A 13,877-nucleotide genomic window follows, 5' to 3' on the forward strand; every position below is an offset into this window, starting at 1 on the left:
CCCGCCCCGCTAAACTAGCCGCATGGCAATTCTCCTCGTGCATTAGACGGCGTCGGCCGCCCTCGTCCGTCCCGTCCGCCGTCCACCCTGCCCAGGAGTAATTCCCGTGATCACCGCCTCCGGCGTCGAGCTGCGTGCCGGCGCCCGCGTCCTCATCGAGTCCGCCTCCTTCCGCATCGCCAAGGGCGACCGCATCGGTCTCGTCGGCCGCAACGGCGCGGGCAAGACCACGCTCACCAAGTGCCTGGCCGGTGAGGGCATCCCGGCCGGCGGCACCATCACCCGCTCCGGTCAGGTCGGCTACCTCCCGCAGGACCCGCGCACCGGCGACCTCGACGTCCTCGCCCGCGACCGCATCCTCTCGGCCCGCGAGCTCGACTCCGTGCTCCGCAAGATGCGCGAGAACGAGGACCGGATGGCCAACGGGAAGGGCGCCACCCGCGAGCGCGCGATGAAGAAGTACGAGCGCCTGGAGACCGAGTTCCTCACCAAGGGCGGATACGCCGCCGAGGCGGAGGCCGCGACCATCGCCGCCAGCCTCGGCCTGCCCGACCGGGTGCTCGGCCAGCCGCTCCATACGCTCTCCGGCGGTCAGCGGCGCCGGGTCGAGCTGGCCCGGATCCTCTTCTCGGACTCCGACATCCTGCTGCTGGACGAGCCGACCAACCACCTCGACGCCGACTCGATCACCTGGCTGCGGGACTACCTCAAGACCTACAGCGGCGGCTTCCTCGTCATCTCCCACGATGCCGACCTCGTCGAGACGGTGGTCAACAAGGTCTTCTACCTCGACGCCAACCGCTCGGTGATCGACATCTACAACATGGGCTGGAAGCTGTACCAGGCCCAGCGCGAGGCCGACGAGAAGCGCCGCAAGCGCGAGCGCGCCAACGCCGAGAAGAAGGCCGCGGCGCTCAACGCGCAGGCCGACAAGATGCGCGCCAAGGCGACCAAGACCGTGGCCGCGCAGAACATGGCCCGCCGCGCCGAGAAGCTGCTGGCCGGTCTGGAGGAGGCCCGGCAGTCCGACAAGGTCGCCAAGCTGCGCTTCCCCGACCCGGCCCCGTGCGGCAAGACCCCGCTGACGGCGGAGGGGCTGTCCAAGTCGTACGGCTCCCTGGAGATCTTCACCGATGTCAACCTGGCCGTCGACAAGGGGTCCCGGGTCGTCATCCTCGGGCTGAACGGCGCCGGTAAGACGACCCTGCTGCGGCTGCTGGCCGGGGTCGAGAAGCCGGACACCGGCCAGGTGACCCCCGGCCACGGCCTGAAGCTGGGCTACTACGCGCAGGAGCACGAGACGCTCGACCCGGACCGCACCGTCCTGGAGAACATGCGTTCCGCCGCCCCGGATCTCGACCTCGTCGACATCCGTAAGACGCTCGGGTCCTTCCTGTTCTCCGGCGACGACGTGGACAAGCCGGCCGGGGTGCTCTCCGGTGGTGAGAAGACCCGGCTGGCGCTGGCCACCCTGGTGGTCTCCTCGGCCAATGTGCTGCTCCTGGACGAGCCCACCAACAACCTCGACCCGGCCAGCCGTGAGGAGATCCTCGGTGCGCTGCGCACCTTCGCCGGTGCGGTGGTCCTGGTGACCCACGACGAGGGCGCCGTCGACGCGCTGCAGCCGGAGCGGATCATTCTGCTTCCGGACGGTGTCGAGGACCTGTGGGGCCAGGAGTACGCGGACCTCGTCGCGCTCGCCTGACGAGGCCCGACGGCGGGTGGGGCAGGCCCGGCGGAGGGGCGGGGGCGGCGTTCCGGACGCCGCCCCAAGAGTCCGGTTCCTCCGGTCCGATCCCCTTCTTGTAGATCATTCGGCCTAGGCGTGATCCATCATCTGAGTGAGAACGGCTGGTATCGCGGCGCGTCGTGGGCCACCGGCGCACACCACGTGCCGTGCGCCGGTCCCGGATCTCTGCGACGTAGTTCACGTATGCCCTGACCTGCCTTTTCGTCGGTGAACACGAAAGAGTGTCAGGTTGAACAGCGCCGGAATCCTTGCTTCCGAAGGCCGTCGTGCCGCGATTTCCGGCAATCCTTCATCCACAGACCTTGCCGAATGGGTGGCCAGGAAGCCCTGTAGGGGTGATCATGAGAGTCCAGAGCGCACTTCCCATGAGGAGGCACGGGTGGCCGAGACTCTGAAGAAGGGCAGCCGGGTGACCGGCGCCGCGCGCGAAAAGCTCGCGGCAGACCTGAAGAAGAAGTACGACTCCGGGGCGAGCATCCGGGCGCTGGCCGAGGAGACCGGCCGTTCCTACGGATTCGTCCACCGGATGCTCAGCGAATCCGGAGTTTCCCTACGGGGACGCGGCGGTGCGACGCGAGGCAAGAAGGCCGCCTCGGCCTGATCGCCCGCATGCTCCATCACCATCAGCAGGCAGGGACAGGGGTGCCACCCGGCTGATCGTCGGTTCGGCCGGGTGGTTACTGTGCAGTCACTTGTACTGACCGCACCCGACCGGAGGCCCCTGTGACCCTGCTCGACAAGGACGGCGTATCGCTCACCGTCGATGACACGGTCGCCACGGTGACCCTGAACAACCCGGCGAAGCGCAACGCCCAGTCGCCCGCCATGTGGCGGGCGCTGGCCGAGGCCGGAAAGCTGGTGCCGGGCACCGTGCGCATCGTGGTGCTGCGCGCCGAGGGCAAGTCCTTCTCGGCGGGTCTGGACCGTCAGGCGTTCACGCCCGAGGGGTTCGACGGCGAGCCGTCGTTCCTCGACATGGCGCGCGGTGCCGACAGCGAGCTGGACGCGACCATCGCCGGGTACCAGGACGCGTTCACCTGGTGGCGGCGGAACGACATCGTGTCGATCGCCGCCGTCCAGGGCCATGCCGTCGGGGCCGGTTTCCAGCTTGCGCTCGCCTGTGACCTGCGGGTCTGCGCGGACGACGCACAGTTCGCCATGCGTGAGACCAGCCTCGGGCTGGTGCCGGACCTCACCGGCACCCATCCGCTGGTCGGGCTGGTGGGATACGCCAGGGCGCTGGAGATCTGCGCGACCGGGCGCTTCGTCCACGCCGAGGAGGCCGAGCGGACCGGGCTCGCCAATCTCGTGGTGCCCGCCGCCGAGCTCGACGGCGCGGTCCAGGACCTGGCGGCGGCCTTGCTCGCCGCGCCCCGCGACGCCGTGATCGAGACCAAGGCGCTGCTGCGGGGCGCCGTGGACCGCACGTACGAGGAGCAGCGTGCCGCCGAGCGCGCCGCCCAGGCCCGCCGGCTGCGCGACCTGGCGGGGCTGACGGACTGAGCGCTCCGCGGAAGTGCTCCGCTGACGTGCCCTGACCTGCCGTCGATCGTCTGCGGTGCCCCCGTCAGGGCATCCGCTGCGGCTCCACCGTCGGCACCGCCTCCAGTACCAGCACCGCCAGATCGTCGTCGATCGGCTCGGGGCTGAAGTCATGCGTGGCGCGTCGCACCCGCTCCGCGACCGCCTTGGCGCCCAGCCCCACACACCCCCGCAGGATGTCCGACAGACCGTCGTCGTCATCCAGCTGTCGGAGGCCGTTGCGCCGTTCGGTCACCCCGTCGGTGACGCACAGCAGCGTCTCGCCGGGCTCCAGGGCCAGCGTGTCGGCGTGGAAGTCCGGGTTCTCGTCGATGCCGAGCAGCATCTGGGGGCTGGCGGCGGGCGCCACCGCGCCCTGGGTGGTCAGCCGCAGCGGCAGCGGATGGCCGGCGCTCGCCAGGGTGCAGCGGGCGCCGCCCCCGGCCGGGTCCGGCTCCAGCTCCCCGTAGAGCAGGCTCAGGAAGCGCGGCCGGGACTGCTCGCCGTCGATCTCCGCCGCCTCCGTCTCCTCCTCCACCAGCGCCTGGTTCAGCCGGTTGAGCACCGACTCCACCCCATGGCCCTCGCGGGCCAGCAGCCGCACCAGATGGCGGGCCAGCCCGGTGACCGACATCGCCTCGGGATCGCTGCCCTGGACGTCGCCCAGCAGGAAGCACCAGCGGCGGTCGCCCATGGGGAACAGATCGTAGAAGTCACCGCCGACGGTCTGCCCCTCGCCGTGCGGCTCGTAGACGATCGCCGTGTCCACACCCGGGATGTGGGCGAGCGACATGGGCAGCTGGCGGCGCTGGAGCGCCCGGCTGATCGTGGCCTGACGGGTGTACTGCCGGGCCGTGGCCACCGCCTGGGCCACCCGCCGCGCCACGTCCTCCGAGAGCCGCACCACGCCCTCCGCCATGCGTGGCACGCCCGCCCGGCCGAGCAGCAGGACGCCATGGCTGCGGCCGTGTGCGATCAGCGGGAAGCACACCGCCGATCCGCCCAACCCCTGGCTGTCCGCGACCCCGGGCCAGGGCCAGGAGGTGCCCGTCGAGCCGAGCCCGGTCGGCGGCGGATGCCGCTCCAGCGACTTGCGGAGCTCGCCGATGCTGCGCTCATTGCTGTGCCAGACGCGAGCGAGCTGCAGCCCACCGCTCTCGGTGGTCAGCCAGACCGCGCACCAGTCGGCCAGCCGTGGCACCAGGAGCTGCCCGGCGAGGGCGGCCACCATGTTCTCGTCAAGCTGACCGGTGAGCAGTTCGCTGGCCTCGGCGAGGAAGGACGGTCCGCCGCGGTCCACCCAATCCGCGGTCGGATCGCGCTGCTCACGCGGCCGAATGGGGGCCAGGGTCTCGGCGAACCGCAGTTCGCGCCCGAGCGCGCTGGTGGGGACGGCGTCGAACTCGGTGCCCGCCCGCTCGGCGTCCAGCCGGAACCAGACCGCCTTACGGGTGCGGTGATAGGTCACGCCCCAGGACTCGGCGAGCGCCCCGATCAGCTGGAGCCCGCGGCCGCGGCCCCGGCGCTGGGTCTCCGGCCCTCCGTAGACCGTACTGGCGGGGTGGAGGTCGGCCACCTCGATGACGATCCCCGGCCGCCTCGGCACGTCCCCGGGCACATCGTCCGGACCACTCGTCTCCTCGGGCCCGAAGGGGCCGCCCGCCGACCCGAAGTCCTCCCCGGTGGCGCCGTCACCGGGCTGGAGCCGGCAGACCACCTCGACCCGGGTGCCCGCGTGCAGTACGGCATTGGTGACCAGCTCGCTCACCAGCAGCACCGCGTCGTCGACCGACCGCTGGTCGAGGGTGATCGGGGCGAACGCCTCCGCCGCGCTCCGTCCCGTGAGCGCCGTACGGACGAAGGCGCGTGCCGCGGCGGGCGCGCGCACGCTTCCGGGCAGCGTCGTCCGCGAGACGGACTCACGCGCGAGAGGAAACAAGGCTCCCACGTACGGCTCCAGGGCAATACGGGCGGTTTAGGCCATCTAGGTGCCATATTATGACAGACAGGGGGATATGAATGATCTTTAAGGGACGACGCATGGCTCTCGACCCGATCACCACCGACACGTCCCCGGCCCCGCCCGTGGAATGTCCGGAATCCGCTCGGCCGTCCGGCCCGGCGCGCGGTGAGGAGACCGCGTCCGCGGCCGAGTTGCGGTCGCTGCTGGCGGCGATGAACACCTTGTGTGACGGCGATTTCTCCGTTCGTGCGGACGCCTCGGCCGAGGGCCTGGTCGGCGAGATGGCCGGGGTCTTCAACCAGCTCGTGGTGCGCAACGCGCATCTGTCCGGGGAGCTGCACCGGGTGCGCCGCGAGGTGGTGCGCCAGGGCAGGCTGGACGAGCGGATCACCGCGAGCCCCGGCCAGGGGGCCTGGGCCACCAATGTGGACGCGGCCAATCAACTGGTGGACGCCCTGGTCGGCCCGGTGTCCAACGCCACGCGGGTGCTCGACGCGGTCGCGTCCGGCGATCTGACCCAGCGGGTGGATCTGCACGACGGCAACCGCCAGCTGCGCGGCGATCTGCGGCGGCTGGGACGCGGGGTGAACCGCACGGTGGACCAGCTCTCGCTGTTCACCGGCGAGCTGACCCGTATCGCCCGCGAAGTCGGCACCGAGGGGCGGCTGGGCGGCCGCGCCAAGGTGCAGGGGCTCTCCGGCGACTGGCGCATGGTGACGGAGGCCGTCAACACCATGGCCTCCCGGCTCACCGCGCAGGTCCGCGACATCGCCGAGGTGACCACGGCGGTCGCGCGCGGTGACCTCACCCGCCAGGTGACGGTCGAGGCCACCGGTGAGCTGCTGGAGCTCAAGCTGACCGTGAACACCATGGTCGACCAGCTGGGCGCGTTCGCCGACGAGGTGACGCGGGTGGCCCGCGAGGTGGGCACCGAGGGCGAGCTGGGCGGCCGGGCCGGGGTGCCGGGCGTGTCCGGGGTCTGGAAGGACCTTACGGACAACGTGAACTTCATGGCGTCCAACCTGACCTCCCAGGTCCGCAACATCGCCCAGGTGACCACGGCCGTCGCCACCGGTGATCTCTCGCAGAAGATCACCGTGGATGCGAAGGGCGAGATCCTCCAGCTCAAGTCGACGATCAACACCATGGTCGACCAGCTCTCCGCCTTCGCCGACGAGGTGACGCGGGTGGCCCGCGAGGTGGGCACCGAGGGCCGTCTGGGTGGCCGGGCCCAGGTCCGCGGCGTCTCCGGGGTCTGGAAGGACCTTACGGAGAACGTCAACTTCATGGCGGACAACCTGACGTCCCAGGTCCGCAACATCGCCCAGGTGGCGACCGCCGTGGCGGAGGGCGATCTGAGCAAGACGATCACGGTGGAGGCCAAGGGCGAGATCCTGGAGGTGAAGTCGACGATCAACACCATGGTGGACCGGCTGTCGTCCTTCGCCGACGAGGTGACGCGGGTGGCCCGCGAGGTGGGCACCGAGGGCAACCTCGGCGGTCAGGCCCAGGTGCGCGGCGTGTCCGGGGTATGGCGGGACCTCACCGAGAACGTCAACTTCATGGCCCTGAATCTGACCTCCCAGGTCCGCAACATCGCCCAGGTGACCACGGCGGTCGCCAACGGCGATCTGTCGAAGAAGATCACGGTCGATGCCCGGGGTGAGATCCTGGAGCTCAAGGACACCGTGAACACCATGGTCCAGCAGCTCCGCTCGTTCGCCGACGAGGTCACCCGGGTGGCCCGCGAGGTCGGCACCGAGGGCCAGCTCGGCGGCCGGGCCGGGGTGCCGGGCGTGTCCGGGGTCTGGAAGGACCTTACGGACAACGTGAACTTCATGGCGTCCAACCTGACGTCCCAGGTCCGCAACATCGCCCAGGTGGCGACCGCCGTGGCGGAGGGCGATCTGAGCAAGAAGATCGACGTCGACGCACGTGGCGAGATCCTCGAGCTGAAGACCACCATCAACACCATGGTCGACACGCTCTCCTCGTTCTCCGACGAGGTGACGCGGGTGGCCCGCGAGGTCGGCAGCGAGGGCCGTCTGGGCGGCCAGGCCCGGGTCGAGGGCGTCTACGGCACCTGGAAGCGGCTGACCACCGGCGTGAACGAGCTCGCCCTCAACCTGACCACCCAGGTGCGCGCGATCGCCGAGGTCGCGTCCGCCGTCGCCCAGGGCGATATGTCCGGGTCCATCTCGGTCGAGGCCCAGGGCGAGGTCGCCGAGCTGAAGAACAACGTCAATCTGATGGTCGCCAACCTCCGCGAGACCACCCGCGCGAAGGACTGGCTGGAGTCCAACCTGGCCCGTATCGCCTCCCTGATGCAGGGCCACCGCGATCTGGTCGAGGTCGCCGATCTGATCCTGAGCGAGCTGACCCCGCTGGTCAACGCGCAGTTCGGGGCGTTCTTCCTCAGAGCGGCCGGTGCCAGGCCCGATGAGGGGCTCGAGCTCATCGCCGGATACGGCACCGATCAGGACGCGGCCGGGGGCGACGGCCGGACGCCGCGGGCCGGCGTCCGGGGCCGCGGGCTGGTCGCCCAGGCGGCGGTGGAGAAGAAGCGGATCCTCATCAACGACGTCCCGCCCGACTACATCACCATCGACTCCGGGCTGGGCTCCGCGCTCCCGGCCAGCGTGATGATCCTGCCGATCCTCTACGAGGACCAGGTGCTCGGAGTGATCGAGCTGGCCTCGTTCAGCCGGTTCAGCGAGGTCCACCTGGCCTTCATCGACCAGTTCGTCAACACCATCGGCGTCTCGATCAACACCATCATCGCCAACGCCCGCACCGAGTCGCTGCTCTCCGAGTCCCAGCGGCTCACCACCGAGCTGCGCCAGCGCTCGAACGAGCTCCAGCGCTCCAACGCGGAGCTGGAGGAGAAGGCCGCGCTGCTGGCGACCGCCTCCCAGTACAAGTCCGAGTTCCTGGCCAATATGTCGCACGAGCTGCGCACCCCGCTGAACTCGCTGCTCATCCTGGCCCGGCTGCTCGCCGACAACCCCGAGGACCGGCTGTCCGCCCAGGAGGTGCAGTTCGCCGCCACCATCCACCGCTCCGGCTCCGATCTGCTCCAGCTGATCAACGACATCCTGGATCTGTCGAAGATCGAGGCGGGCCGGATGGACGTCCGTCCGAAGAAGCTGCCGCTGGTCAAGATCCTCGACTATGTGAACGCCACCTTCCGGCCGCTCGCCGTCGACCGGGGCCTGTCGTTCGAGATCGCGGTCGGCGAGGACGTACCGCGCGAGATGTTCTCCGATGAGCAGCGGCTCCAGCAGATCCTGCGCAATCTGCTCTCCAACGCCCTGAAGTTCACCTCGTCGGGCGGGGTGACGCTGCGCGTCGAGCGCACCCCGGGAGCGCGGTTCGAGGAGGAGACGCTGCGGGCCGCGGGCGCCGTCATCGCGTTCTCCGTCACCGACACCGGTATCGGCATACCGCCGGAGAAGCTGCCGGTGATCTTCGAGGCGTTCCAGCAGTCCGACGGCACCACCAGCCGGAAGTACGGCGGGACGGGCCTCGGCCTGTCCATCAGCCGGGAGATCGCCGGAATGCTCGGCGGCCGGATCGTGGCCGAGAGCGAACTGGGCGTCGGCTCCCGCTTCACCCTCTACGTCCCCGCGCACTACAGCGGCGTTGCCCCGGCACCCGACCCCTCGGACCCCAGGGCCACCGGCTCCACCGTCCCGGCGGTCGCCCCCGCCTCGGACGAGACGCTGCCGGACACCGCCGACCACGCCCCGAGCGGGGTCTTCGGCGAGGCGGACAGCCTGGTCGCCGGCCGGCTCGCCACCCGGGCCCCGGGCGGCGGGGCGGAGGCCGAGGCCGCGAGCAAGGGGGAGACCGGGGACGAGGGCGAGGACCACGACGACGGCTGGCCGGGGACCACCCGGCTCAAGGAGTGGCAGCGCGGACGCCCCGGCCAGGTGCTGAAGGGCCGCCGCATCCTGATCGTCGACGACGACATCCGGAACGTCTTCGCGCTCACCCATGTGCTGGGCCGGGTCGGCATGACGGTGAAGTACGCGGAGAACGGCCGTGAGGGGCTGGAGGTGCTGCACCGCAACCCGGACGTCTCGCTGGTCCTGATGGACGTGATGATGCCCGAGATGGACGGGTACGAGACGATCCGGGCCATCCGCGGCACGCCGCGTCTCGCCGATGTGCCGATCCTCGCCCTGACCGCGAAGGTCATGCCCGGCGACCGGGAGAAGGCCATCGACAGCGGCGCCAACGGCTATGTCCCCAAGCCCGTGGACGTCGACCGGCTGATGTCGGCGATCCTCGATCTGCTCGATCCGGACCGTGAGGTGGGGGAGACGGACGAGTCCGGGGAAGCGGGCGAGTCGGGGGAGGCGGGCGAGCCTGGGAGTGGTGACGCCACGTCTGACGGTGAGACCGCCGTGTCCGGAGAGGACGTACCCGGAGAGGACGTACCCGGAGAGGACGTGTCCGGAGAGGGCGCCGCGCCTGCCGAGACCGGTCCGCCGAGGCCGAGGCAGGGGGAGAGATGACTACGAGCGTGTCCGAGAAGGCCGGAATCCTCATCGTCGACGACATGGAGGAGAACCTGATCGCGCTGGAGGCCGTCCTCGGCCCGCTCGATCAGCAGCTCGTCCGCGCCCGCTCCGGCGAGGAGGCGCTGAAGGCGATGCTGCGGCAGGACTTCGCCGTCGTTCTGCTCGACGTGCTGATGCCGGGCATGGACGGCTTCGAGACCGCCGCCAACATCAAGCGGCTCGACCAGACCAAGGACGTCCCGATCATCCTGCTGACCGGGACCGACGCCGACTCCGACTACGCCTACCGGGGCTATGCGATCGGCGCCGCCGACTTCCTGACCAAGCCCTTCGACCCCTGGCTGCTGCGGACGAAGGTCAATGTGTTCCTGGAGATGCACCGCAAGAACCGCCGGCTCGAGGCGCGGACCGAGCAGCTCGCGGACCGGGTCGCGGAGCTGGAGCGCACGGTCGAGGGGCTGCGGAAGTACGCCGAGGAGTGACCGGTCAGGGGTGGGCTCGGGTCAGGGCTCCACGGCCGTGACGAGGACGGCCACCGTGGGCGGCCGGTCTGCCGGGGCCGGGGGTGGCTGGTCTCCCCGGGCCGGGGCGGCCTCTGCCACCGCCGTTCGTACCGCCCTCGCCACATCCACGGCGCGGTGGCCCGCCGCGACGGCCAGTTCGATCCGGATGTGCGTCCCCTCGATCCGCACGGCCCGGGGCGAGCCCAGTACCGGCGCGAGCCGGGCGACGCCGGGCACGGAGGCGGCGGTGCGGGCGACGGCCGCGGTGGCGGGGTCGAGGTCGGGGTCGGGGCTTTCGGTCCGGTGGGGTCGCGGGGTCTCCGGGGGCGGGGCCGGGAGCTCGTCCAGTACCTCCGTCACCCGTACGTCCACCGCCTCCACCAGCAGGCCGAGCCGGTCCGTCGCCGCGTCGAGCAGGACCTCGCGCAGCCGGTCCGCCGTCGCCGGAAGCGGTTCCTCCAGCGTCGCCCCGCACTCCGCCGAGATGCGCAGGGGCCCCGGCGGCAGCGCGCTCGGCGGGGGCGGAACCGCGGGCGTCCCCGCGGTGTCGGGGTCGGCGGGCCCGATCCGCAGCGCTCCCAGGTGCGCGGCGGGGACCTCGGCGGCGGCCCGCCCGAGCACGTCGCCCGCCGCGCGTTCGGTGATCCAGGAGCCGTCCTCGCGCGCGCCCAGGGGCAGCAGCCGGCCGAGCCGCAATTGCTCCCTTACGGTCTGCGCGAGCCGGTCCATGACCACCGTGTCACCCCTTACCGCCGTACGGACGTAAGCCTTACCGCTCTCAGCCTGCCGTATCGATCGCGCGAGTGCCGCATCTCCGAAGCGGTTCGGGGAAGGCCCGATTAAGGTGGCAAGTAGAGCGAGCGGAAACCGCTGCTACCGCTCTTCGCCTCGGAAGGGACGATCGGTGATGTCCGAGACCGCACCACGGAACCGACCCGAGAACCCCGCCACGGAACCCGCCGCCGGTACGCCCAGGACGCCGGGCGCCGGGACCGGCAACGCCCCGGCGGCCGCCGCCACCGATCGGCCCCGGCGGGGCGGAGGCGACCCGGCCGAGCGGGGGCGCACCACCATCGCCGATGGCGTCGTCGAGAAGATCGCGGGTATGGCGGCCCGCGATGTGGTCGGCGTCCATGCGATGGGCGGAGGTCTCGCGCGTACCTTCGGGGTCGTACGGGACCGGGTGCCCGGCGGCCGGTCGGTCACCCGTGGGGTGAAGGCGGAGGTGGGGGAGGTACAGACGGCCCTCGACCTGGAGATCGTGGTGGACTACGGCGTCTCCATCGCCGATGTCGCGAGGGCGGTACGGGAGAACGTGATCGCGGCGGTCGAGCGGATGACCGGCCTCGAGGTCGTCGAGGTCAATATCGCGGTCAGCGATGTGAAGTTGCCGGACGAGGAAGAGGAATCGCCGGAGCCGCGGCTCCAGTAGGCCGGCAGCGGTTCCGGTTGGCTCCAGCGAAGGAGCACACGATGAGCATGGCCGTGGTCGGGATGATCGCGGGAATGGCGCTGGCTTTCGCAGGTTATTTCGGTGGTTTCGGGGCCTTTCTGCTGGTGGCGGCGTTGGGAGCCGTCGGGTTCATCGTCGGCCGGTTCCTGGACGGTGATCTGGAGCCGGGCGACTTCTTCCGTTCCCGTGGCCGTGACGGACGACCGCGGTGAGCGCCATGACGACCGTAAGGACGTGCCGTGGTGGAGCCGGGTGAGCGGGGTGCGACGCGGATCGCGGACCGGGTCGTCGCGAAGATCGCCTCGCAGGCGGCGCGGGAGGCGTTGCGGGACGGCGGCGCCGCGGATGCCGGTACGGATACGGATACGGGCGCGGGCGCCGGTGCCGGTGCGGGGGCCGGTGAGGTCGCCCTCGGCGATGTCGTCGGTGCGCGGCCGTACGCGGTCGCAGCGGTGCGCGGGGGCGTCGCGCGCGTCCGGGTCGCCGTCGAACTCGGCTATCCCTCGGACATCGGCGCGCACTGCGGTGCGGTGCGTCGCCAGGTGATCGAACGGGTAGGCGAGTTGACGGGCATGGAGGTGCCCGAGGTCGCGGTGACGGTCGAACGGCTGCATGTGCCGCGGTGGGAGCGCCCGGAGCGCGGGGCGCGTCGGGGGAGGGACAGGGTGCGATGAACGCGGACCAGAAGATGCGTCAGTCCACCTCGGCGTCGGCGTACGGCGCGAGGGCGGGGGCGGGTGCCGGTTCCGGTGCCGGAGACGGGGATCCGCCCGGGCGGGTCCGGCGCTTCTGGTCCGAGCGGCGGGTGCCGGCCGGGATCGTCGCCCTGGTCATCGCCGCCGTCAGCGGGCTGCTGCTGTACGACGTGGCGGCCGTGCGCTCGGGGCGGCGCGCCATGCGGTGGCGGGACTGGCTCGCCGATGAACTCGCCGCGCGGCCGCTGGGCAACGCGTGGATCGTGGGCGGGGCGGCGCTGCTGGCCGTGCTGGGGGTGTGGATGGTGGTCCTCGCGATGGCGCCGGGGCTGCGAGGGCTGCTGCCGATGCGAGCGCCGGAGCCGGGGTCCGAGGCCGGGGCCGGGGCTGGCGTTCGAGCGGGAATCGACCGAACGTCGGCGGGGCTGGTGCTGCGCGACCGGGCGATGGAGGTGCCCGGTGTCCGGTCGGCCCGCGTGGACGTCGGCCGACGGCGGATCAGGGCTCGCGCGCTGGCCCACTTCCGCGACCTCGACGAGGTACGCGCGGATCTGGACGCCGCCCTCCACGAGGGCATCCGCCAACTGGGCCTGGCCAGGCCGCCCGCCCTCTCCGTCCACGTCCGGCGCTCGGCGAAGTCGAAGGGGTGAGCGCGCCATGCTGAGTGTCGTCAACCGGGTGCTGCTGGGGCTCGTGGGTCTGGTGCTGGCCGGTGCGGGCGCGGTGGTCCTGGCCGGGTGGCCGCCGTTCGACGGCCGCGACGATGTGCTGCTCAGCCGGGCGGACCGCACGCGGTGGCGGGACACCGGGTGGTGGTGGCCGGCGGTCATCGTGGCGCTCGCGGTTCTGTTCGTGCTTTCGCTGTGCTGGTTCCTGGTCCAGCTGCGACGGCGTCGGCTCCAGGAAGTGCTCGTGGAAACGGGCGACGGCGAGGGCGCCCTGCTGCGCGGCCGCGCCCTGGAGGCCGCCCTCGTGTCGGACGCGGAGTCGCTGGACGGCGTGGAGCGCGCCCACGTCCTGCTACGGGGCCGCCGGACGACGCCGGAGGCGCGGATGGGCTTGGCGCTGGACGCGCGGGCGGACCCGCTGTCGACTCTGGACGCGGTCCGGGCGGAGGCCCTGGAGCGCGCCCGCACTTCGGCGGGCCTGGAAGCCCTCCCGGCGGAGGTGCGGCTGAGGGTGGCCCGGCACGGGGCGGAGCGGGCGCGGTAACGGCCCGTGAGCGCCTCCGGCGGGCATTCCCCACCCCGCCCCTTCCCGAAACGCAGCGGCCCCGCCCCCACGACCCGTGGCGGGTCGGTGTCATCGGCGGGGCGGGTACCGGGCTGGGTGTGGGGTCGCCCGGACGTCAGCCTCTCCGGCGTTCGAGGAGCGGGGTCCGGGGCGGAGCCCCGGTGGGGGCCGGGGGGGCGGAGCCCCATGGTTTCGGGAAGGGGCGGGGCGGGGGCCCTTTCGCCGGAGGCGCC

The 13,877-nt window shown here is 71.6% G+C and carries 12 protein-coding genes; 10 read left to right on the plus strand and 2 right to left on the minus strand.

Annotated elements, in window-relative coordinates:
• The first annotated feature begins 106 nt into the window (after window positions 1-106).
• The 3 genes from ACZ6TD_RS35410 (at window position 107) to ACZ6TD_RS35420 (ending at window position 3,253) form a co-directional block, all read left to right on the plus strand.
• On the plus strand, window positions 107-1,705 hold the full coding sequence (locus ACZ6TD_RS35410; RefSeq protein ID WP_471344669.1) for an ABC-F family ATP-binding cassette domain-containing protein: 1,599 nt from the start codon (window positions 107-109) through the stop codon (window positions 1,703-1,705).
• A gap of 424 nt (window positions 1,706-2,129) precedes the next feature.
• Window positions 2,130-2,351, plus strand: coding sequence for a helix-turn-helix domain-containing protein (locus ACZ6TD_RS35415; protein WP_009718933.1), 222 nt, complete (start codon window positions 2,130-2,132; stop codon window positions 2,349-2,351).
• 122 nt (window positions 2,352-2,473) lie between these two features.
• Window positions 2,474-3,253: an enoyl-CoA hydratase/isomerase family protein gene (locus tag ACZ6TD_RS35420; RefSeq protein ID WP_471344671.1), complete on the plus strand. Its 780-nt coding sequence runs from the start codon at window positions 2,474-2,476 to the stop codon at window positions 3,251-3,253.
• A 64-nt stretch (window positions 3,254-3,317) separates the two neighbouring features.
• On the opposite strand, the gene ACZ6TD_RS35425 is transcribed toward ACZ6TD_RS35420, so the two are convergent.
• Window positions 3,318-5,219 carry a SpoIIE family protein phosphatase gene (locus ACZ6TD_RS35425; RefSeq protein ID WP_471344673.1) on the minus strand — a complete coding sequence of 634 codons (1,902 nt, stop codon included), beginning with the start codon at window positions 5,217-5,219 and terminating at the stop codon, window positions 3,318-3,320.
• Between the two features lie 92 nt (window positions 5,220-5,311).
• Here ACZ6TD_RS35425 and ACZ6TD_RS35430 point away from each other — a divergent pair, with 92 nt between their 5' ends.
• Window positions 5,312-9,754 (plus strand): HAMP domain-containing protein, encoded by a 4,443-nt coding sequence (locus ACZ6TD_RS35430; RefSeq protein ID WP_471344675.1) that lies wholly within the window; start codon window positions 5,312-5,314, stop codon window positions 9,752-9,754.
• A complete protein-coding gene (locus tag ACZ6TD_RS35435) occupies window positions 9,751-10,242 on the plus strand; it encodes a response regulator (RefSeq protein WP_471344677.1) in 492 nt (163 codons plus the stop codon). Before ACZ6TD_RS35430 ends, ACZ6TD_RS35435 begins: the two co-directional genes overlap by 4 nt.
• Before the next feature lie 21 nt (window positions 10,243-10,263).
• Here the strand turns inward: ACZ6TD_RS35435 and ACZ6TD_RS35440 are convergent, their stop codons facing one another.
• A complete protein-coding gene (locus ACZ6TD_RS35440) occupies window positions 10,264-10,992 on the minus strand; it encodes a hypothetical protein (RefSeq protein ID WP_471344678.1) in 729 nt (242 codons plus the stop codon).
• Window positions 10,993-11,170: 178 nt separating this feature from the next.
• Here ACZ6TD_RS35440 and ACZ6TD_RS35445 point away from each other — a divergent pair, with 178 nt between their 5' ends.
• From ACZ6TD_RS35445 to amaP, 5 genes are read left to right on the plus strand one after another with little or no spacing between them, the layout of a single operon-like run.
• Window positions 11,171-11,695: an Asp23/Gls24 family envelope stress response protein gene (locus ACZ6TD_RS35445; RefSeq protein WP_471344680.1), complete on the plus strand. Its 525-nt coding sequence runs from the start codon at window positions 11,171-11,173 to the stop codon at window positions 11,693-11,695.
• 41 nt (window positions 11,696-11,736) lie between these two features.
• Entirely contained in the window at window positions 11,737-11,928 is a 192-nt protein-coding gene (locus ACZ6TD_RS35450; protein WP_020872298.1) for a hypothetical protein, read from the plus strand.
• Between the two features lie 30 nt (window positions 11,929-11,958).
• Window positions 11,959-12,390 (plus strand): Asp23/Gls24 family envelope stress response protein, encoded by a 432-nt coding sequence (locus ACZ6TD_RS35455; RefSeq protein ID WP_471358323.1) that lies wholly within the window; start codon window positions 11,959-11,961, stop codon window positions 12,388-12,390.
• Window positions 12,387-13,061 carry a DUF6286 domain-containing protein gene (locus tag ACZ6TD_RS35460; protein WP_471344682.1) on the plus strand — a complete coding sequence of 225 codons (675 nt, stop codon included), beginning with the start codon at window positions 12,387-12,389 and terminating at the stop codon, window positions 13,059-13,061. Before ACZ6TD_RS35455 ends, ACZ6TD_RS35460 begins: the two co-directional genes overlap by 4 nt.
• A 7-nt stretch (window positions 13,062-13,068) precedes the next feature.
• Entirely contained in the window at window positions 13,069-13,623 is a 555-nt protein-coding gene (gene amaP, locus ACZ6TD_RS35465) for an alkaline shock response membrane anchor protein AmaP (RefSeq protein WP_471344684.1), read from the plus strand.
• Window positions 13,624-13,877 lie beyond the last annotated feature (254 nt).

It is taken from the genome of Streptomyces yongxingensis (assembly GCF_055597465.1).